The sequence below is a fragment of the Thalassobaculum sp. genome, assembly GCF_965223715.1.
Taxonomy (GTDB): Bacteria; Pseudomonadota; Alphaproteobacteria; order Thalassobaculales; family Thalassobaculaceae; genus Thalassobaculum.
On the sequence record NZ_OZ245012.1, the window covers coordinates 151033 to 171599 of the forward strand.

The following is a 20567-nucleotide window of genomic DNA, read 5'->3' on the forward strand; positions in this document are numbered from 1 at the left end:
GTGTTGAACCCTTTCAAATCGCCGCGAAAGTCGATTGGCGACCTTGATGCGGATATCGCCGCGATGGCGATCGGCATGGCGGCCGATATTGCGTTGATCGTCGACCAAGACGGGGTGATCTGCGACATCGCCTTCAGCAATTCGGATCTGGACGGCCGCACCTTCGATCAGTGGATCGGTCGGGCCTGGCGCGAGACGGTGACGGTGGAGAGCCGGGAGAAGGTGGCCGAGCTCCTGGCCGAGGCGTCGACAGGGGCTGCGACCCGCTGGCGCCAGGTCAACCATCCGTCCCCGACCGGCATCGACATGCCGGTCCGCTACACCGCCCTGCGCATGAATGACGAGCGCATCCTGGTCCTGGGCCGCGACCTCAGCGCCATGGCCGACCTGCAGCAGCGGCTGATCGATGCCCAGGCCACCATGGAGCGGGAATACGCCAAGCTCCGCCACGCCGAGACACGCTACCGGCTGCTGTTCCAGGTCGCTTCCGAGGCGGTGATTATCGTCCATGTGGCCAGCCGCAAGATCGTCGAGGTGAACCCCGCCGCCGCCCGCCTGCTGAACCAGGACGCCAAGAGCCTGGGCGGCCGCGCGCTGAAGGACGTGATCGCCGACGAGAGCCACGAGGAGATGAACGGCCTCCTGGCCTCGGTCGGCGCGACCGGCCGTGCCGGGGAGACCGCCGTGAAGGTGGCCGGCCAGGACACGGCGCTCGACATGGGCGCGTCGATCTTCCGCCAAGGCAATGACGCCCATTTCCTGCTGCGCTTCGGCCGGCCGGATTCCATGGCGCCGGCGGAGACCGAGAATTCCGTGCGGGCCTCCATGCTGCGGGCGATCTCCGAGATCCCGGACGGGTTCGTGGTCACCGACCTGGACCAGCGCATCATGGCGGCGAACTCCGCCTTCCTCGATCTGGCGCAGCTCGCCACCGAGGAGCAGGCGATCGGCGAGCCGCTGAGCCGCTGGCTCGGCCGTTCGGTGGACGTCAACGTGATCTCCGCGAACCTGCGCAAGCAGGGTTCGGTGCGCCAGTTCGCCACCGTCATCAACGGCGAGTTCGGCGCCCGCGAGCCGATCGAGCTGTCCGCCGTTTCGGTCTCGGGCGCCGAGGATCCCTGTCTCGGCTTCGCCATGCGCCCGGTGCGCCGGCGCATCGACGTGATCGGCGGCGAGCCGGCCGCCCTGCCGCGCGACGCCTCCCAGCTCACCGCCCTGGTCGGCCGGGTGACGCTGAAGGATCTGGTGCGCGAGACCACCGACGTCATCGAACGTCTGTGCATCGAGACGGCGCTGAAGCTGACCGGCGACAACCGGGCCTCGGCCGCCGAGATGCTGGGGATGAGCCGCCAGAGCCTGTACTCCAAGCTCCGGCGCTACGGCTTCTCCGACCTGGATTCCCCCGAAGACTGATCTCTGCGACCGGACCGGCCGGACTCATTTTCACGTCGATAGTGTAAAGTTAAATTGACATTGATGAGTGTCAATTTTACCGTTTCAACATGGTCGACACACTCTCAGATCGGGCTACGCAGTCCCGCCATCCGGCGCCGGGCGCGCTGCTTGAGCTGCTGAAGCCGATCACCTGGTTCGCCCCCATGTGGGCCTTCATGTGCGGCGTGGTCTCCTCCGGTGTTCCGATCCTGGAGGCCTGGCCGATGCTGGTGCTCGGCGCCCTGTTGGCGGGCCCCCTGGTCTGCGGCACCAGCCAGGCGGTGAACGACTGGTTCGACCGGCACGTGGACGCGATCAACGAGCCGAACCGTCCGATCCCGTCGGGCCGCGTTCCCGGCCGCTGGGGCCTCTATGTGGGCATCGTGTGGTCCGCCGTCTCCCTGGCCGTGGCCACGCTGCTCGGGGTCTGGGTGGTGGCGGCGGTCTGCGTCGGCCTGGTCCTGGCCTGGCTGTACAGCGCCCCGCCGATCCGGCTGAAGGGCAACGGCTGGTTCGGCTGTCTTGCCGTCGGGCTCTGCTACGAGGGGCTGCCCTGGTTCACCGGCACGGCGGCGATGATCGGCGGCCTGCCCGAGACGCCCGTCCTGCTGATGGCGGGGCTCTACAGCCTGGGCGCTTTCGGCATCATGACGCTCAACGATTTCAAGGCGGTGGAAGGCGATCAGGCGCTCGGCGTCCGCTCCCTGCCGGTCCAACTCGGCGTAAAGCCGGCCGCCTGGCTGGCCTGCGTGGTCATGGCGGTGCCACAGGTCGCCGTCAGCGCCCTGCTGTTCTCCTGGGGTGCCGCCCTGGCCGGGTCGATGGTCGCCGCCCTGCTGGCGGTCCAGGTCGTGCTGATGGTGCGGGTGCTGGAAAACCCACGGGCCTATGCGGCCTGGTACAACGCCACCGGGACGACGCTCTACGTCCTGGGCATGCTGGCCAGCGCCGTCGCGCTGCGCGGGCTCTAGGAGGAGGTCGCCATGGCGCCGGCGCTGGGATGGATGGGCATTCTGCGGCTGGGCCTGGTACAGACCGCGCTCGGCGCCGTGGTGGTGATCTCCACCTCAACCCTGAACCGGGTGATGGTGGTCGAACTGGCGCTGCCGGCCATGGTGCCGGGCCTGCTGGTCGCCGCCCACTACGCCGTGCAGATCCTGCGGCCGCGCTGGGGCTACGGCTCCGATGCCGGCGGCCGGCGCACCCCCTGGATCATCGGCGGCATGGCCATTCTCAGCATCGGCGGGGCCGGGGCGGCCCTGGCGACCGCCTGGATGTCCGTCGATCCGGTGTTCGGACTCGTCGGTGCGGCGCTCGCGTTCCTGATGATCGGCGCCGGGGTCGGGGCGGCGGGCACCTCGCTGCTGGTGCTGCTCGCCACCGAGGTGGCGCCGGAGCGGCGGCCGGCGGCCGCCACGCTCGTCTGGCTGATGATGATCGCCGGTTTCGCGGTTACCGCAGGGACCCTGGGTGCGCTGCTCGACCCCTATTCGCCGCAGCGGCTGGTCGGACTCGTCGCGGCGGCGTCGGTCCTCGCCTTCGCGGTCGCCACCCTGGCGGTCTGGGGGGTGGAGCGCGCCCGGCGGGTTCCGGTCGACGCGACCCCGGCGCCGCCGTTCCGCGCCGCCCTGGCCGAGGCCTGGCGTGATGCGACCGTGCGGCGCTTCTCCGTCTTCGTCTTCCTCTCCATGCTCGCCTACAGCGCCCAGGACCTGATCCTGGAGCCTTACGCCGGGCTGGTCTTCGGCTTCACGCCCGGACAGTCCACCGCCCTGTCGGGCGTCCATCACGGCGGCGTCCTGCTGGGCATGATCGCGGTGGGGGCGGTGTGCACCCTGCTGGGCCGGCGGCGGATCGGCACGCTCGGCGCCTGGGTCGTCGGCGGCTGCCTGTGCTCCGGCGTGGCGATGTTCGGACTGGTTCTGGCCGCCAGCGCTCCGGAGCTCTGGCCGCTGCGGCTCAACGTCTTCGTGCTGGGCGTGTCCAACGGCGCCTTCGCCGTCGCCGCCATCGCCATGATGATGTCCATCGCCGCCGGCGGTCAGGCGCGGCGGGAGGGGACGCGGATGGGGGTCTTCGGGGCTGCCCAGGCGATCGCCTTCGGGCTCGGCGGGTTCCTCGGCGCGGTCTCGGTGGATGTGGCGCGGCTCGCCCTCGACTCGATCCCCGTCGCCTACGGCATCGTCTTTGCGGTCGAGGCCGGCCTGTTCATGGTTTCGGGCCTTCTGGCCCTGCGTCTGGGCCGGACCGACGGCGAGTCGGCGCAGGGGATCGACCGGCTCACCCTCGGGCGCGGCGTGATCGCCGGCGTGGTCAGATAGGAGGCCGAGCATGGCAGTCCGGGCAGTCTTCGATGCGGTGGTGGTGGGCGGTGGACCGTCCGGTGCGACGGCGGCCGAGGCCCTGGCCCGTGCCGGTCGCTCCGTCGTCCTGCTGGACCGGGACGGGCGGATCAAGCCCTGCGGCGGGGCCATTCCCCCCCGGCTGGTGCGCGATTTCGCGATCCCCGACACCCTGATCGTCGCCCGGGCGCGCGGCGCGCGGATCGTCGCCCCCTCGGCCCGCACCGTGGATATGCCGATCGACGGCGGCTATGTGGGCATGGTCGACCGGGAACATTTCGACGAGGCGCTGCGCAAACGCGCCGCCCGCGCCGGGGCCGAGCGCCGGACTGGGACCTACGACCACATCACCCGCCGCGGCGACGGCACCGTGACCGTGCACTACCGCGACCGGCAGTCCGACGTGCTGACCTCGGTCGATGCCCGGGTGGTGATCGGCGCCGACGGCGCACGCTCCCAGGTTGCCCGCCAGGAGGTGCCCGGCGGCGGCAGGGTGAAATGCGTCTTCGCCTATCACGAGATCATCGACACGCCCGACGGCATCGCCGACGACCGCTGCGACGTCTACTACCAGCGCGACCTGTCGCCGGATTTCTATGCCTGGATCTTCCCCCATGGCCGCACCGCCAGCGTCGGCACCGGCAGCATGCAGAAGGGCTTTCCCCTGCGCCAGGCGACGGCGGCGCTGCGCGAACGCTCGGGCCTGTCCGGGGCGGCGACGATCCGCTGCGAGGGGGCGCCGATTCCGTTGAAGCCGCTGAAGCGCTGGGACAACGGCCGCGACGTGGTGCTGGCCGGCGACGCCGCCGGCACCGTGGCCCCGGCCTCGGGCGAGGGGATCTACTACGCCATGGTCGGCGGCCAGATGGCGGCCGATGCGGCCCTGGGTTTCCTGGAGACCGGCGACGCGCGCGCCCTGGCCGGAGCGCGGAAGACCTTCATGAAGGCCCATGGCCGGGTGTTCTGGGTGCTCGGGATCCTGCAGGCCTTCTGGTACACGACCGACCGGCGGCGCGAGCGCTTCGTCAGCATCTGCGCCGATCCGGACGTCCAGCGACTGACCTGGCAGTCCTACATGAACAAGGAACTGGTCCGCTCCGACCCGCTCGCCCATCTGCGGATCTTCCTGAAGGACTCGGCCCATCTGCTGGGCCTGGCCCGGGTGCGGTGAGGGGATGGCGATGGTCGAGGCGCTGTTCGTGGAAGGACGGATCTACGACCTGATCCTTCTGGTCCTGGCGCTGGAGGGAGCGTTCCTGTGGGGACGCTGGCGGCTGACGGGGCGGGGGCCCCGGCCGTCGCGGCTGATCCCGTTCCTGCTGTCCGGTGCCGCCCTGGTGGCGGCGGCCCGGGCCGCGTCGCTGGAGGCGGCCTGGCCCTGGATCGCCGGCTTCCTGGCCTGCGCCTTTGCCGCCCACATCGTCGAACTGCATCACCGCTGGCGCGTGCGGACCTGACGCGCGGTTGACCAACCGAGGAGAGTGACATGGCCGATACGCGAACGCCGCTTCTGGACCGGGTCACTTTCCCTGGGGATTTGCGCGGTTTCAGCCCGGTCGAGCTCAAGCAGCTCGCCGACGAGCTGAGGCAAGAGACCGTCGACGCCGTCTCGGTCACCGGCGGGCACCTGGGCGCCGGCCTTGGCGTGGTCGAGCTGACGGTGGCGCTGCACCACGTCTTCGACACGCCCAACGACAAGATCATCTGGGATGTCGGCCACCAGGCCTATCCCCACAAGATCCTGACCGGTCGCCGCGACCGCATCCGAACGCTACGTCAGGGGGGAGGGCTGTCCGGTTTCACCAAGCGGTCTGAAAGCGAGTACGACCCGTTCGGTGCCGCCCACTGCTCCACCTCCATCTCCGCCGGGCTCGGCATGGCCACGGCCCGCGACCTGAAGGGCGACGAATTCGACGTTGTGGCGGTGATCGGCGACGGCTCGATGAGCGCCGGCATGGCCTATGAAGCCATGAACAATGCCGGCGCGTCCGACAGTCGGATGCTGGTGATCCTGAACGACAACGAGATGTCCATCGCCCCGCCGGTCGGCGCGATGAGCGCCTATCTCTCCCAGATCGTCGCCTCGCGCTCCTACTGCACCCTGCGGGAGCTGGCCAAGCAGATGGCCAAGCGGTTTCCCCGGGCGCTGGAGAAGACAGCGGCCCGGGCAGAAGAGTTCGCCCGCGGGCTGGTGACCGGCGGCACCCTGTTCGAGGAGCTGGGATTCTTCTATGTCGGCCCGGTGGACGGGCACAATCTCGACCACCTTCTGCCGATCCTGCGCAAGCTGCGCGGCCGGCGCCACGGCCCGGTCCTGCTGCACGTGATCACCGAGAAGGGGCGGGGACATCCGTTCCCCGAGGCGCACGCGGAGAAGTACCACGCCGTCGCCAAGTTCGACGTGGTCACCGGCGTGCAGTCCAAGCCCCAGGCCAACGCGCCGACCTATACGCGGGTCTTCGCCGACAGCTTGATCGCCGAGGCGGAGCGCGACGAGAGCGTCGTGGCGGTCACCGCGGCCATGCCCTCCGGCACCGGCCTCGACCTCTTCGCCAAACGCTTCCCGGAGCGCTGCTTCGATGTGGGCATCGCCGAGCAGCATGCGGTGACCTTCGCCGCCGGCATGGCGACGGAGGGGCTGAAGCCGTTCGTGGCGATCTATTCCACCTTCCTGCAGCGCGCCTATGACCAGGTCGTGCATGACGTGGCCCTGCAGAGCCTGCCGGTGCGCTTCGCCCTGGACCGGGCGGGGCTGGTCGGGGCCGATGGGGCGACCCATGCGGGATCCTTCGACCTGGCCTATCTCGGCTGCCTGCCGGGTTTCGTGATCATGGCCCCGTCCGACGAGGCGGAGCTGCGGCACATGGTGGCGACGGCGGCGGCGATCGACGACGGACCGTCCGCCGTGCGCTTCCCGCGCGGCGAGGGCGTCGGTGTCGAGTTGCCGGCTCTCGGCGAGGTGCTGGAGATCGGCCGCGGCCGGGTCGTGCGGGAGGGCTCGACCATCGCCCTGCTGTCGCTCGGCGGCCGGTTGCAGGAGTGCCTGAAGGCGGCCGATGCCCTGGCGGCGCGGGGCCTGTCCACCACGGTGGCGGATGCCCGCTTCGCCAAGCCGATCGATACCGACCTGGTCCGCCGCCTGGCGCTGGAACATGAGGTTCTGATCACCGTGGAGGAGGGGGCGAGCGGCGGCTTCGCCACCCAGGTCCTGCATGACCTGGCGCTCAGCGGTCTGCTCGACCGGGGGCTCGCGGTGCGGCCGATGACCCTGCCGGACCGGTTCATCGACCACGACAAGCCGGAGCTACAATATGCCCAGGCGGGGCTCGATGCCGCCGCCATCGTGGCGACGGCGGTGGCGGCCCTGCCTGACCTGCGCGAGCAGCAGCGCTTCGTGCCGGACTCAGCCGGCGACTGACGCCTGCTTTTCCGGGGCGGGGAAGCGCCAAAGGGCTGTGGCGTTGTCGATCAGGATGCGGTCGCGCAGGCTCTCGTCCTCGCACCACTGGTCCAGCAGCGTGAGAAGCTGGCGCTCGTCCGGCCGCAGCCGGTCCTTGATCGGGTCGGTGCCGACCAGGCGCGGCCAGTTGCTGCCCCAGACCAGCCGCTCCGGCGCGAAGCGGATCAGCATGCGCGCCAGCCGCTCCACATGGGGATAGCGCGGGTGCTGCGGGTCGCTCTCCTCGGGGCCTGACAGCTTCACCCAGACCTTGTCGGCGTCGATCAGGCGCAGCAGGGCGCGGAAGCCCGGATCGCGGTCGCTGACCGGCCCGAGGAAGCAGCCCACATGGTCGAGCACCACCCGACCGGGCCAGCTCCGGATCCGGTCCTCCACCTCCATCAGGAAGCGGCCGTCCATCTCCAGGTCCACGTCCCAGTTCACCAGGTCGTGCACCCGGGCGGCGATCCGGTCGGTCTCCAGCCAGCCGATCCGCCGCCGCTCCTCGCGCATCTGGAACCGGGCGGCCACGCAGCCGGCGGCATCCAGATCGCGCAGCTCGCCGTCGCTCACCGAGGGACCGATGGCGGCGACACCGCGCGTCTTCTCGGGGCCGAGCTGCTCCAGGGCGTCGAGCAGCGCCCGATGATCGAAACCATGGGGGTCCGACTGGACGACGACCGCCCGCTCCAGCCGCAGCCGGCCGCGCAGGCGGATATATGCGTCCACCGGATGCAGCGGCGGCCCGTCCTCCTCGTCGACGGCGACGGGAAAGCGCGTGCGGTCCGGAAACACCTGCACATGGCTGTCGCAGCTTCCCGGTACCGGCGGCGGAACGTCTTCGTCCGGTGCCTGGCTCTCCTCCTCGACGGCGAGCTCCGACAGGCGCTCCTCGAGACTCGGCTTCGGCTCGCTGCCGGGCGGCGGCGGCAGCTCGTAGAAGGCGGGATCGGAGGGCAGGATCAGCGGCGACTTTGTCATAACCGTTTATGAAAAGGGGGTATCGGCACATATCTTGCTAGCAGAGCTGCATGACCCTGTCGATTCGCACCAATCCGGAATCGCTTGCCGCGCTCAGGAACCTGAACGTGGCCGGGAACCGTGTGGCCGAGCTGGGCCGTCAGGTGTCGACGGGCCTCAAGGTGCAGGGGGCGAAGGACGACGCCTCCAACTTCGCCATCGCCCAGGGGCTGCGCTCGGACGTGCGGGCGATCAATGCGGTGATCCAGGGGCTGAACAACGCCAAGGGCATCAACAAGGTGGCCCTGGCCGGCGCCACGGCGGTCTCCGACCTGATGACCTCGATCCGCCAGAAGATCACCGAGGCCTCAAACGAGGGCAACACGGCGCAGCAGCAGGAGATCCTGCAGAACGACTATGTCGAGATGGTCGAGCAGATGCGCCAGATCCTGGAGAACAGCACCTTCAACGACGTCAACATCCTGATCGAGGTGGCGGTCCCCTTCAACCTGGCGGTCGGGACGGTGCGCGACGTGGACGTCCTGTCGAACCTGGAGGGCGGCACGTTGCGGCTCGACGGCCAGCGGCTCGACCTCACCTACGCGCTGCTGGCCAACGAGGACGTGTCCTCCCCGGCCAATGCGCTGAACGCGCTGACCATCTTCGAGCAGGAGGAGGAGCGGGTCGCCACCGCGCTGGGCAGCCTGGGCGCCAACCTGCGCGCGCTTGACTTCCAGGTCACCCAGCTCCAGGCGACCCTGGACGCGACGGAGGAGGGGCTCGGCAACATCGTCGATGCGGACATGGCCCGTGCCTCGGCCGAGCTCAACGCCGCCCAGGTGCGCCAGCAGCTCTCAGTCCAGACCCTGGGCATCGCCAACAACGCGCCGCAGATCGCGCTCGGCCTGTTCCAGTAATCGCCGCTTAAGGCTCGAACGCGTTGTAGGCCGCCTTGTAGGCCGGGTCCCAGCGGGACAGGGGCGGGCGGTTCTCGGTGATGTCGCCCGCACCCCACAGGATACGCTTGCGGTCCATCTCCGGCGTCGTCTCGCCGTCCGGGCACAGGATGTAGAAGTCCCCCGCCTCCAGCCCGGCCAGCATATGGTCGACCACCTGGTCCGGCAGCCAGGCGCCCGGCTTGTGCTCGCGGTCGCCGGTGGTGGTCCAACCGGGGATCAGCAGGTGGGCGCTGACCCGGCAGCCCGGCGTGTTGCGCAGGTCGTGCTGCAGCCCTTCGCTGTAGGCCTTCACCGCCGCCTTGGTGACGTTGTAGGCGGTGTTGCCCGGCGGGTTGGTGATGCCCTGCTTGGACCCGACATTGACCACATGGGCCTTGGCCCCCGCCTCGATCATCGACGGCACGAAGCAGCGCACGCCGTTGACCACGCCCCAGAGGTTCACGTCCACCGCCTTGTGCCAGTCGGCGGCAGGGTTCCAGATGCCGCCGCCGACCCGGGTGACCGCGTTGTTCATCAGGAAGGACGGGGCGGTGGACACGGCGTTGACCCGCTGGGCGGTACCGCGCATCTCGGCCTCGTCGGACACGTCGCAGGGCAGGGCGATCACATGATCGGTCTCCGCCGCATGGCCGGCGACCTCCTCCCGTGCGGCGTCCAGCGGCCGGCCGGGCAGGTCCAGCATGTAGACCCGCATGCCGAGGCTGGCGAGCCGCGCCGCCGTCGCCTTGCCGATCCCGCTGGCCGCCCCGGTGATGACGGCGGCCTTGTCTCGGGCGATGGCGGGGTGGGGCATGGGCGGGTCCTCCTGCGTGTCGAGTTTGGCCGCCGAGTATGCCACACCCGGACCCCGCGCCGATCAATCGGCGATGAAACCGGAGGACTGCCGCGCCCAGAGGTCGGCGTAGAGCCCGCCGCGCTCCAGCAGCTCGCGGTGGGTGCCTTCCTCCACGATCCGGCCGGCATCCATGATGATCAGCCGGTCCATCGCCGCGATGGTGGACAGACGGTGGGCGATGGCGATCACCGTGCGCCCCTCCATCAGGTTGAAGAGCTGCTCCTGGATCGCCGCCTCGACCTCGCTGTCCAGGGCCGAGGTCGCCTCGTCGAGCACCAGGATCGGCGCGCGCTTCAGCAGGGCCCGGGCGATGGCGATGCGCTGGCGCTGACCGCCGGACAGTTTCACGCCGCGCTCGCCGACCTGGGCGTCGTAACCCGTGCGCCCGCTGCCGTCCTCCAGGAGCTGGATGAACTCATGCGCATGGGCACGCCGCGCGGCCTCGATGACCTCGGCCTCCCCGGCTTCCGGCCTTCCGTAGCGGATGTTGTCGCGGACCGAGCGGTGCAGCAGCGAGGTGTCCTGGCTGACCACGCCGATCTGCGCGCGCAGACTCTCCTGGTCGACCCGGGTGATGTCCTGGCCGTCGATCAGGATGCGCCCGCCCTGGATGTCGTAGAACCGCAGCAGCAGGTGCATCATCGTCGACTTGCCGGCGCCCGACCGCCCGACCAGCCCGACCTTTTCACCAGGGCGCACGGTCAGCGTCAGGTCGTGCAGCACCGGCAGGGCCGCGCCGTAGCCGAAGGCGACGTTCTCGAACCGGATCTCCGCATCGGAGATCCGCAGCGGCGGGGCGCCGTCCGGATCGGTGACCGAGCGCGGCCGGGCGATCGTGTCGGCGCCCTCGCGGACCACACCCACGTTCTCGGCGATCTCGGCCGACACGAACATGATCCAATGCGACATGGTGGTCACGCGCATGATCAGGCCGATCGAGCCCGCGACGGACCCGACGCTGAGCTCGCCCCGGCTCCACAGCCAGAGCACCAGGGCGCCGTGGCCGACCAGCAGGATGCCGTTCAGCACGCTGATCGAGGTGCGGAACCAGGAGATCTCGACCATCAGCTCGGCGAACTTGTCGCGCTGGTCGGCGATGCCGACCCGGGCATAGTCGTCCTCGCGCCGGGCATGGCCGAACAGCTTCACCGTCTGGATGTTGGTGTAGCTGTCGACCAGGCGGCCGGTCAGGCGCGACGACGCTTCGGACGACACCGTCGCCCGGCGCTGCACCCGCGGCACGAAATAGACCAGCGCACCGACATAGACCGCCAGCCACAGCAGCAGCGGGATCGCGGTCAGCGGATCGAAGGTCAGCAGGATCACCAGGGCGGAGATCCAGAACATGGTGACGTACCAGATCGCGTCGATCAGCTCGCCGACAGAGCGCCGCAGCGCCAGCGAGGTCTGCATCACCTTCTGGGCGATCCGGCCAGCGAAGTCGTTGTGGAAGAACGCCACGCTCTGCCGCAGCAGGTAGCGGTGGGTCTGCCAGCGGATCAGGCCGGAGAACGGCGGCGCCAGGCTCTGGTTGCCGATCGCCATGTGGAGGATGGCGAGTAGGGGCTCTGCGACCAGCACCAGGAAGCCGACCCAAAGCAGCAGGCCGAGATTTTCCTGGAAGAACGCCGCCGGCGTCTCGGCCCGTCCGATAAGGTCGATGATCTCGCCCACATACGCGAACAGCGACGCACCGATCATCGACAGCAGGCCGCAGGTGACGGTGAGGGCGGCGAACCACGGCCAGACCTGACGCACGTAATGCCAATAGAACGCGAGCAGCCCGGTCGGCGGCTGGTCCAGCCGGTCCGAGGCGAAGGGGTCGATCAGATTGTTGAAACGACGGAACATAAGGCTCTCCACGTGCGGGAGGGTTGTCACGAAAACGGGACAACGCCGGGCGCAGAAGAGAGCGAGGGGAGGGACGGGAGAACCGGTTCCTGCGGCTCGATCGATGACGCGCCGGGCGTCAGCCGGAAATGGGCGCGAGATTTCGCATCGAGCGGTTCATCGGGGTCTCCGTTGACAGCGGCGCCGGTTCAGCGCCGATTGCGGGCGGATAGTTCCACAAGGTCTGCGCGACGGCCACTGTTTTGGCTGCCCGTATGGCTTGTTTCCGTCCGGTGTTGCGGGAATGCCGCACCTGCGAAGGGCGGGCAAAAAGAAAGGGGCCCCGCAGGGCCCCTCCGTCATTCGTAAAGGCTGTGGCCGGCTTACGCCGCCGCGGCCTTGTGGATGGCGCCGGCCGCGTCGTCGAGGGCCTTGGTCATCTTGTCGAACAGCTCGTTGATCTGGCTCTCGGTGATGATCAGCGGCGGGGTGAAGGCGATGCTGTCGCCGATGGCCCGCACGATCAGGCCGTTCTCGGTGGCCGCCGCGCCGACCTTCGCACCGGCGCCGACCTTCGGGTCGTAGGACGCGCGGGTGCCCTTGTCGGCCACGATCTCGACCGCGCCCATCAGGCCGCGGCCGCGGGACTCGCCCACCAGCTCGTGGTCGGACAGGGCGTGCAGACGCTCCAGGAACAGCGGGGCGACCGCCTTCACGTGGTCGACGATGTTGTCTTCCTCGTAGATCTTCAGGGTCTCCAGCGCGACCGCGGCGCAGACCGGGTGGGCGGTGTAGGTGTAGCCGTGGCCGAGCACGCCGAGGTCGCGGCTCTGGTCGGCGATCGGCTGGTACACGTCCTCGCTGATCATCACCGCCGAGATCGGCAGGTAGCTGGAGGACAGGGCCTTCGCACAGGTCAGGATGTCCGGCTTGATGCCCATGCTCTGGCTGCCCCAGAACTCGCCGGTCCGGCCGAAGCCGCAGATCACCTCGTCGGCGATCATCAGCACGTCGTACTTCTTCAGGACGGCCTGGATCTTGGCGAAATAGGTCTTCGGCGGCACGATCACGCCGCCCGCACCCATGATCGGCTCGGCGATGAAGGCGGCGACCGTCTCCGGACCCTCCTCCAGGATCATGTTCTCCAGATCCTGCGCCATGCGGGTGGCGAAATCCTCCTCGCTCTCACCCGCCTGACCGAAACGGTAGTAGTGCGGGTTGGAGGTGTGTTTCACGCCGGCGATCGGCAGGTCGAAGCCTGGGTGGTTCACCGGGGTGCCGGTCAGCGAGGCCGAGGCGATGGTCACGCCGTGATAGCCCTTGATACGGCTGATCATCTTCTTCTTGGCATGACGGCCGCGGGCGTTGTTGTAGTACCACACCAGCTTCATCGCGGTGTCGTTGGCCTCGGAGCCGGAGCCGGCGAAGAACACCTTGGACATCGGCACCGGCGCCAGGTTGATCAGCTTCTCGGCCAGATCGATGCCGGGCAGGTGCGCCTTGTGGGCGAAGGTGTGGTAGTAGGGCAGGGTCTCGAGCTGCTTGGTCGCGGCCTTGACCAGCCGGTCCTCCTTGAAGCCCAGCGACGCGCACCACAGGCCGGCCATCGCTTCCAGGTACTGCTTGCCGCCGTCGTCGTACACGTAGACGCCGTCACCCTTGGTGATGATCATCGGGCCGTTCTCTTCGTGGGCCCGGGCGTTGGTATAGGGGTGCAGAACGTAGGCTACGTCTCGCGCGGCCGGCGAGTTCGGCTGGAAGCTCATGGCGTCCTCCAAAAAAGGGAGCTGATTTATCGTCGGAACTGACTTCCGGGCAGCATACCACGCGGATCAATCGGCGAAAGGGGGCGAATCCCCACCCTTGACCCGACGCTAGAACACCGACCAGCCGGTCTCCCGGGCGAGCTCTTCCAGCGCCAGGGTACCGGCATGGGAGTTGCCGCTGTCGTTCAGGCCGGGCGACCAGACGGCGATGGAGGCGCGGCCCGGGGCGATGGCCAGGATGCCGCCGCCCACCCCGCTCTTGCCCGGCAGGCCGACGCGGAAGGCGAAATCGCCCGAGGCGTCGTAATGCCCGCAGGTCATCATCAGCGCGTTGATCCGTCGGGCGCGGAAGTCGGCGACGATCCGCCGTCCGGTCAGCGGATCGACCCCGCGGTTGGCCAGGAAAAGCCCGGCCCGGGCCAGCTGCACGCAGGACAGGGACAGGGCGCATTGGTGGAAATAGACGTCGAGCGTGTCGGCGACCGGTCCGTCTATCGTGCCGAACGCCTTCATGAAATTCGCCAGGCTCAGGTTGCGGAACCCGGTCTCCGCCTCCGAGGCCGCCACCTCGGCGTCGATCGCCACGCTGTCGTCATCGGCCAGCCGGCGCAGGAAGGACAGGATTTCGGCGATGGTCTCTTTCGGCCGTCCGCGGGCGAGCAGGATGTCGCTGACCACGATGGCGCCGGCATTGATGAAGGGGTTGCGCGGAATGCCCTGCTCGCGCTCGAGCTGGACGATAGAGTTGAAGGCCGAGCCGGACGGTTCCCGGCCGACCCGCTGCCACAGGTCGCTGCCTATCCTGCCCAGCGCCAGGGACAGGGTGAAGACCTTGGACACGCTCTGGATCGAGAACGGCTCGTGGGCGTCCCCGGCGGTGTGCAACCCGCCGTCGAGCGTGGCGACGGCGATGCCGATCTTCGACCGGTCGATCCGGGCCAGGGCGGGGATGTAGTCGGCGACCCGGCCGCGGCCGACCTCGGGACGGATCCGGTCGAGAATGCTGGCGACGGTGTCATCCAGTGTCATGGCCCTTCCCCCGGTGCAATCGGCGGCAGTCTAGCGTAGACCACGGTCAGGAGGTCCGATCGCTCCGATCATTCCCGGTCTCGCTCTCGAACGCGTCCTCCTCATCGACCACGATATCTTCGGCCAGGATCTCCTCGGCCAGGTCCTCCACGGCCGTGTCCTCGTCGAGGATCCGGCTGAGGGCGTCGCGCAGGGTGCGCAGGAGGTCCTCGGCGGCATGCTCGTCGATGTAGCGGAAGATCGCCTCGTAGTCCAGCAGCTCGCGATCCAGCATGGCCGCGCGGTCGCTGCGGTTGCCGGCGATGAGCTGGTCGAGCTGGCGGCGCGCCTCGTCGACCAGTTCGACCGCCTCGTCCCGGCGCAGCACGCCCTTGCTGACCAGGGCGCGCATGGTGTTCACCTGCAGGATGAAGGAGGCCATGGCGAAGGCCTCCGTCTTGATGTCGCGCTTGATCAAACGCCTGCGTCCCCGTTCCTTTGGCCCGTCCCGGCCAAGGCGTACCACAGAAGGCTGAGGATCTGCAGCGCCAGGATCCCGCCGAACACCGCCTGATAGGCCTCCGGCTGATAGCCGCCGGCCGCCAGCGGCTCCCAAAGGTCGATCGCCGCCCCCATCAGGTACTGGCCGGCGAAGGCGCCGAAGAAGGCCAGGGTGTTCAAACCGGTCGATGCCCGGCCGGACAGGGCCAGCGGGAAATGGCCGTTCAGCAGCGGATAGACCAGGGCGGCACCGTTCGCCAACAGGCCGAACGCCACCCAGGGCAGGACGCTGGTGGGGGCCAGTTCGAAGACGATCACCGCCTGGCTCGCCATGAACAGGGTGGTCAGCACCAGGATCACCCGGGACAGGGGGATGCCGCGCCGGGTGCTCCAGTCGGCGATCATGCCGGTCAGCACGAAGCCGACGGTCATCGCCGCGGCGAGCCAGAGCAGGGCGTCGGCCGCGCCCTGGATGTCCATGCCCCCGACATCGCGCAGCCACGGCCCGGCCCACAGGCCCTGGATCGCCAGGTTGGCGGCCATGGTGGTCACGGTCAGCGGCGCGACACGCCAGAACAGCAGGTCGGCGAAGACGCGCTTCAGTCCCGCGATCTGCTCTGCAAGGGTGTCGCCGGCGCCGTGGATCGGACGCTCCGGCACCGCCAGCCGGATGGTCAGCGCGACCAGCACGGTGACCGCGGCGAGACCGAGGAAAACGCCGCGCCAGTCGGTGACGTGCAGCGCCATCTCCAGCGGCCTTGTGGCGGCGACGGCGCCGAGCCCGCCGATCGCCATGAAGCAGCCGTTGATCAGCGGCCAGCGCTGCTTGGGGAACCACAGGGTGATCGCCTTGAACGAGGCCATCAGCCCGCCGGCGACGCCCAGGCCGATGAAGCCCCGGGCGATGGCCAGCGCGATCAGCGAGTCGCCGAGCGCGAACAGGGTGGCGCCGAGGGCGGCGGAGAGCAGCAGCACCGACTGCACCCGGCGCGGCCCGTAGCGGTCGAGCAGCAGGCCGAGCGGAAGCTGGAACCCGGCGAAGGCGAGGAAGTAGGTGCTGGTCAGCAGCCCGAGATCGCCCGCGTCCAGCCCGATCTCGGCGATGAGCTGCGGCGCGATCACCGCGTTGGTGGAGCGGAACAGGTAGGACAAGAAATACCCGCCGGCGAAGGGCATGAAGACGACCAGCAGCAGGCGGGCGATCGTGGGATGCGCGGGGGGAACGGTCTGGGTCATTGGCGGCCTCTTGTTTGGGCGAACCTTAGACCACGGACGCTTGCGGGGTGTCGAGATGGGTGGCGGGGGAGGGGCGGTGGCGTAGGAAGTTGCCCTGGCGCCGGTGGCTTGGTCCTGACTTGCGTCAGGACGACGGGGAGGGGGCGGGAAAATTCATCCGTCGTCCTGACGCAAGTCAGGACCTAGCCACAATCGCCGGGTCACCGCATGAACCGCACCTGCACCCCGTTCAGCTGCTCCGCCGGGACGATCAGCGTGTCGGCCTCGCGCCGGGCGGCTGGGATGTGGGCGGCGGCCGCCTCCAGGTCGGCGACGCGGATCGTCACTTCGGGGAAGGCTGGCGCACCCACCTCCAGGGTCAGGGCGTCGCGGTCCAGCGCGATATGGGTCGTCCGCCGTCCGCCGGAGAAGCCGCGCAGGAAGGCGTCGGCGGCCTCCGGGTCCGGGGCGGTCACCTGAACCGCGGCGATGCGCTGGGCGACGTTGGCATGGACCTGGTAGTCCGGCTTCCAGAACACCTCCGGCGTGTGCTGCTGGCAGGTGAAGAACCCGAGGCCCGGCAGGCTCGGCTCCGAGGCGAAGGCCAGCGAGAAGGCGACCCGCTGGCTCGACCCGTCCGGCTGCCTGGCCTGGCGCTCGAAATCGAACGGCGCGTAGACCTGCAGCCCCTTGGACCGCCAGTCGGCGAGATCGCCGTCGCGGTCGTCGCTGGCCAGCACCAGCATCGACATGCCCTCGCCTCTCTCGGCGAGGAAGTCGCGGTTATGGCCGGCGAAGGAGAACCGGTCGCCCTCCGCCTCCTCGATCCGGCTCGGATCGTCGATTTCCAGCAGCTCGACGAAATTGCCCTGGAGCTGGATCAGCGAGTTCGCCGTGCCGAAGGGATGCACCGCCCGCGGCGTGCAGGTGAAGCCGCAGGCGCTCCAGGCGGCCTGAGCGGCGGCGAGGTCGCGGGTCATGACCACGATGTGGTCGATATCGCGGGGCGTGGACATCGGGCGTCTCCCTATAGGCGTCTGGGGCCAACCCTGGGGTCGACGGCCCTTGCCTGGCAACGTAGAAATCCTGAGCGGGTCCGCCAGCCCTGGTGCGGCGGAGCCAAGCGATGCGCTGAACGCGGGGGTGACATGGCGCAGCTTCATTCCGGGATCGGGCTCCTGGCGATCTTCGCGATCGCCTGGATGCTAAGCGAGGCACGCAGGGCGGTCGGCTTGCGGGTGCCGCTGGTCGGCATCGCGCTGCAAATCGGCCTGGCGCTCGCCATGCTGAAACTGGCGATCCTGCGCGACGCGGTGGCCGCCCTGAACGACGCCTTTCTTGCCCTGCAGTCGGCGACCAAGGCCGGCACCTCCCTGGTCTTCGGCTATTTGGGGGGCGCCCCGCTGCCGTTCGAGGAGAGCTATCCCGGGGCCGCCTTCGTGCTGGCCTTCCAGGCGCTGCCGCTGGTGATCGTGGTCAGCGCCCTGACCTCGGCGCTGATCCATCTGCGGATCCTGCCCTGGATTGTGCGCGGCTTCGCGGCGGCGCTGGAGCGGGCCTTCGGGGTCGGCGGGCCGGTCGGGCTGGCCTGCGCCGCGAACGTGTTCTTCGGCATGGTCGAGGCGCCGGTTCTGGCCCGCGACTACCTGGCCCGGCTCGACCGGGGCGAGCTGTTCATCGTCATGACCACCGGCATGGCGACCATCGCCGGCACCGTTCTCGCCCTGTATGGCGGGTTCGTCGCCCCGGTGATCGACAACGCCATCGGCCACCTGATCACCGCCTCCATCATCAGCGTGCCGGCGGCCATCGCCATCGCCGCCATCATGGTGCCGCGCCAGGGCCCGCCGACACCGGGCGAGTTGGAGATCGTGTCGCCGGCGGCCAACCTGATGGACGCGATCACCCAGGGCACCGAGCAGGGGCTGAAGCTGTTCCTGTCGATTCTGGCCATGCTGCTGGTCATGGTCGCCCTGGTCAGCCTGGTGGACACGCTGCTCGGCCTGTTGCCCGACATCCAGGGTCAGCCGGTGTCCCTGGGGACGATCTTCGGATGGCTGTTCAGCCCGCTGGTCTGGCTGATCGGCATCCCCTGGGCCGAGGCGGGCGAGGCCGGGCGGCTGATGGGCATCAAGACCGCGCTGAACGAGCTGCTCGCCTATCTGGAACTCGCCAAGCTGCCCGAAGGGACGCTCAGCGAGCGGTCGGAACTGATCATGCTCTACGCGCTCTGCGGCTTCGCCAATTTCGGCAGCCTCGGCATCATGATCGGAGGACTGGCGACGATCCTGCCCGGTCGGCGCGGGGAGATTGCCGGGCTGGCGCCCAAATCGCTCGTTGCGGGGACGCTCTCGACGCTGTCGACCGGGGCGGTTGTGGGGCTGATCTGAAACGCTGTAAGAAATGTGCAATCCGAACCAAAAGTGCTGCATGCGCGCATTGACGCGCTTGCGCTCCCCCGGTTAAGTCCCCCCGACGCGGCGGGCCGGGGGCCCGGCGCCAACGATGCGAACGCCGGCCTCACCCGTTTCGATTCTGCCTTTTCGGATCGGCTACGTGTTGGACCGTCGTCCATTGGCACACACGTGGGAGCTATTTGTATGCGTAAATCTTTGCTGGCCGCCGCCACGGCGGCCGCAGTGCTTGGGGCTTTTGGCGCCTCCTCGGCGGATGCCAAGACCTTCAAGTGGGCCTTCCAGGGCGACGCCCAGTCGCTTGATCCGTATTCGCTGAGCGAGACCTTCACCCTCAGCCTGCAGGGCAACATCTACGAGGGCCTGATCCGGATGGATAAGGACCTGCAGATCGAGCCGGCCCTGGCCGAGAGCTGGGAGATCGTCGAGCCGACCCGCTGGCGCTTCAAGCTGCGTCAGGGTGTGAAGTTCCAGAACGGCAACGACTTCACCGCCGACGACGTGCTGTTCTCCGCCGAGCGCGTGCGCAAGGACGGCTCCGACCTCAAGGGCCGCCTGGCCGGCGTGGTCGATGTGGTCAAGGTCGACGACTACACCGTCGATTTCGTCACCGAAGTGCCGATGCCGACCCTCGTGAACGAGTGGGGCACCTGGTACATCATGGACAAGGAATGGTCCGAGGCGAACGGTGCCGAGGATCCGACCGACGTCACCGCCGGCAAGGAGAACTTCTCCACCCGGAACGCCAACGGCACCGGGCCGTTCATGATCCAGTCGCGCGAGACCGACGTGAAGACCGTCCTGGTCCCGTACGAGGGCTGGTGGGATTCCGCGAACAAGGAGCACAACCTGACCGAGGTGATCTTCACCCCGATCGGCTCCGACTCCACCCGCGTCGCCGCCCTGCTGTCGGGCGAGATCGACATGATGTATCCGGTGCCGGTTCAGGACATGAACCGCCTGGAGAACGACCCGAACACCGAAGTCCTGGGTGGCCCGGAGCTGCGCACGATCTTCCTGGGCATGGACCAGGAGCGCGACGAGCTTCTGCACTCCAGCGTGAAGGGCAAGAACCCGTTCAAGGACGTCCGCGTCCGTGAGGCGTTCTACCGCGCGATCGACGTCGAGCTGATCCAGAAGAAGGTGATGCGCGGCCTGTCGACCCCGTCGGCCCTGATGATCTCGCCGCTGCTGTTCAAGTATTCCGACGAGTTCAAGCGCCTGGAAGCCGACGCCAAGCTGGCCAAGAAGCTGCTGACCGAAGCCGGCTATCCGGACGGTTTCGAGATCACCCTGGACTGCCCGAACAACCGCTACGTCAACGACGAGGCGATCTGTCAGGCGGTCGTGGCGATGCTGGCCCGCATCGACGTGAAGGTGAACCTTCTGGCCCAGCCGAAGGCGCAGTACTTCGCCAAGATCCTGGCGCCGAAGCGCGACACCAGCTTCTACCTGCTGGGCTGGACCCCGAGCTCGTTCGACAGCTGGAACGTGATGTTCAACATCATCGGCACCCCGGACCACGAGAGCGGCCGCGGCAAGTTCAACAACGGCGGCTATTCCAACGCCCGGTTCGACGAGCTGACCGACCTGGTGCTGTCGGAGACCGACCAGGACAAGCGGAACGACTACATCCGCGAGGCCTATCAGATCCTGCACGACGAGCGTGGCTACATCCCGCTGCACCAGCAGGCCCTGGCCTGGGGCAAGCGCAGCAATATTTCGCTTGTGCAGCGCGCCGACAACCAGTTCATGCTTAACTACGTCAAAGTGGACTGACGCGTCGGATACTAAACCGGTCCTGGTCTGCCTGAGCGCGGACCAGGACCATTGATTTTGACCTTGTTCGGTTTCAGGTTGCGCG

17 protein-coding genes are annotated in these 20567 nt (G+C 68.6%); 9 read left to right on the forward strand and 8 right to left on the reverse strand.

What is annotated here, in order from left to right; genetic code table 11:
• The first annotated feature begins 63 nt into the window (after positions 1 to 63).
• The 6 genes from ppsR (at position 64) to dxs (ending at position 7194) form a co-directional block, all read left to right on the forward strand.
• Positions 64 to 1413 (forward strand): transcriptional regulator PpsR, encoded by a 1350-nt coding sequence (gene ppsR / locus ACOQOP_RS00715; protein WP_420564395.1) that lies wholly within the window; start codon positions 64 to 66, stop codon positions 1411 to 1413.
• A gap of 89 nt (positions 1414 to 1502) precedes the next feature.
• Positions 1503 to 2405, forward strand: coding sequence for a chlorophyll synthase ChlG (chlG, locus tag ACOQOP_RS00720; protein ID WP_420564396.1), 903 nt, complete (start codon positions 1503 to 1505; stop codon positions 2403 to 2405).
• A gap of 12 nt (positions 2406 to 2417) precedes the next feature.
• On the forward strand, positions 2418 to 3755 hold the full coding sequence (locus tag ACOQOP_RS00725; RefSeq protein ID WP_420564397.1) for a BCD family MFS transporter: 1338 nt from the start codon (positions 2418 to 2420) through the stop codon (positions 3753 to 3755).
• A 10-nt stretch (positions 3756 to 3765) separates the two neighbouring features.
• Complete coding sequence (locus tag ACOQOP_RS00730) at positions 3766 to 4947, forward strand: geranylgeranyl diphosphate reductase (RefSeq protein WP_420564398.1); 1182 nt, start codon at positions 3766 to 3768, stop codon at positions 4945 to 4947.
• Positions 4948 to 4951: 4 nt separating this feature from the next.
• Entirely contained in the window at positions 4952 to 5233 is a 282-nt protein-coding gene (locus ACOQOP_RS00735) for a hypothetical protein (protein WP_420564399.1), read from the forward strand.
• 29 nt (positions 5234 to 5262) lie between these two features.
• Positions 5263 to 7194, forward strand: coding sequence for a 1-deoxy-D-xylulose-5-phosphate synthase (dxs, locus tag ACOQOP_RS00740; RefSeq protein ID WP_420564400.1), 1932 nt, complete (start codon positions 5263 to 5265; stop codon positions 7192 to 7194).
• Here dxs and ACOQOP_RS00745 read toward each other — a convergent pair.
• A complete protein-coding gene (locus tag ACOQOP_RS00745) occupies positions 7180 to 8196 on the reverse strand; it encodes an amidohydrolase family protein (RefSeq protein WP_420564401.1) in 1017 nt (338 codons plus the stop codon). The genes dxs and ACOQOP_RS00745 overlap by 15 nt on opposite strands.
• Before the next feature lie 50 nt (positions 8197 to 8246).
• Between ACOQOP_RS00745 and ACOQOP_RS00750 the strand changes: the two genes are divergently transcribed.
• Complete coding sequence (locus ACOQOP_RS00750) at positions 8247 to 9092, forward strand: flagellin (RefSeq protein ID WP_420564402.1); 846 nt, start codon at positions 8247 to 8249, stop codon at positions 9090 to 9092.
• A gap of 7 nt (positions 9093 to 9099) precedes the next feature.
• Here ACOQOP_RS00750 and ACOQOP_RS00755 read toward each other — a convergent pair whose 3' ends face one another.
• The 7 genes from ACOQOP_RS00755 to ACOQOP_RS00785 all read right to left on the reverse strand — a co-directional run bounded on the left by ACOQOP_RS00755 (position 9100) and on the right by ACOQOP_RS00785 (position 17305).
• Positions 9100 to 9927: an SDR family NAD(P)-dependent oxidoreductase gene (locus ACOQOP_RS00755; protein ID WP_420564403.1), complete on the reverse strand. Its 828-nt coding sequence runs from the start codon at positions 9925 to 9927 to the stop codon at positions 9100 to 9102.
• 63 nt (positions 9928 to 9990) lie between these two features.
• Entirely contained in the window at positions 9991 to 11820 is a 1830-nt protein-coding gene (locus ACOQOP_RS00760) for an ABC transporter ATP-binding protein (protein WP_420564404.1), read from the reverse strand.
• A 362-nt stretch (positions 11821 to 12182) separates the two neighbouring features.
• A complete protein-coding gene (locus ACOQOP_RS00765; protein WP_420564405.1) occupies positions 12183 to 13565 on the reverse strand; it encodes an aspartate aminotransferase family protein in 1383 nt (460 codons plus the stop codon).
• A gap of 108 nt (positions 13566 to 13673) precedes the next feature.
• A complete protein-coding gene (locus ACOQOP_RS00770) occupies positions 13674 to 14594 on the reverse strand; it encodes a glutaminase (RefSeq protein ID WP_420564406.1) in 921 nt (306 codons plus the stop codon).
• A gap of 46 nt (positions 14595 to 14640) precedes the next feature.
• Positions 14641 to 15051 carry a hypothetical protein gene (locus ACOQOP_RS00775; RefSeq protein ID WP_420564407.1) on the reverse strand — a complete coding sequence of 137 codons (411 nt, stop codon included), beginning with the start codon at positions 15049 to 15051 and terminating at the stop codon, positions 14641 to 14643.
• Complete coding sequence (locus tag ACOQOP_RS00780) at positions 15048 to 16310, reverse strand: MFS transporter (protein WP_420564408.1); 1263 nt, start codon at positions 16308 to 16310, stop codon at positions 15048 to 15050. The genes ACOQOP_RS00775 and ACOQOP_RS00780 overlap by 4 nt, the downstream gene beginning before the upstream one ends.
• Before the next feature lie 200 nt (positions 16311 to 16510).
• Positions 16511 to 17305: a VOC family protein gene (locus ACOQOP_RS00785; protein ID WP_420564409.1), complete on the reverse strand. Its 795-nt coding sequence runs from the start codon at positions 17303 to 17305 to the stop codon at positions 16511 to 16513.
• A gap of 132 nt (positions 17306 to 17437) precedes the next feature.
• On the opposite strand from ACOQOP_RS00785, the gene ACOQOP_RS00790 reads away from it, so the two are divergent.
• A complete protein-coding gene (locus ACOQOP_RS00790; protein WP_420564410.1) occupies positions 17438 to 18679 on the forward strand; it encodes a NupC/NupG family nucleoside CNT transporter in 1242 nt (413 codons plus the stop codon).
• Positions 18680 to 18889: 210 nt separating this feature from the next.
• Positions 18890 to 20482, forward strand: a complete 1593-nt coding sequence (locus ACOQOP_RS00795) for an ABC transporter substrate-binding protein (RefSeq protein WP_420564411.1) — start codon at positions 18890 to 18892, stop codon at positions 20480 to 20482.
• The last annotated feature ends 85 nt before the right edge of the window (positions 20483 to 20567 follow it).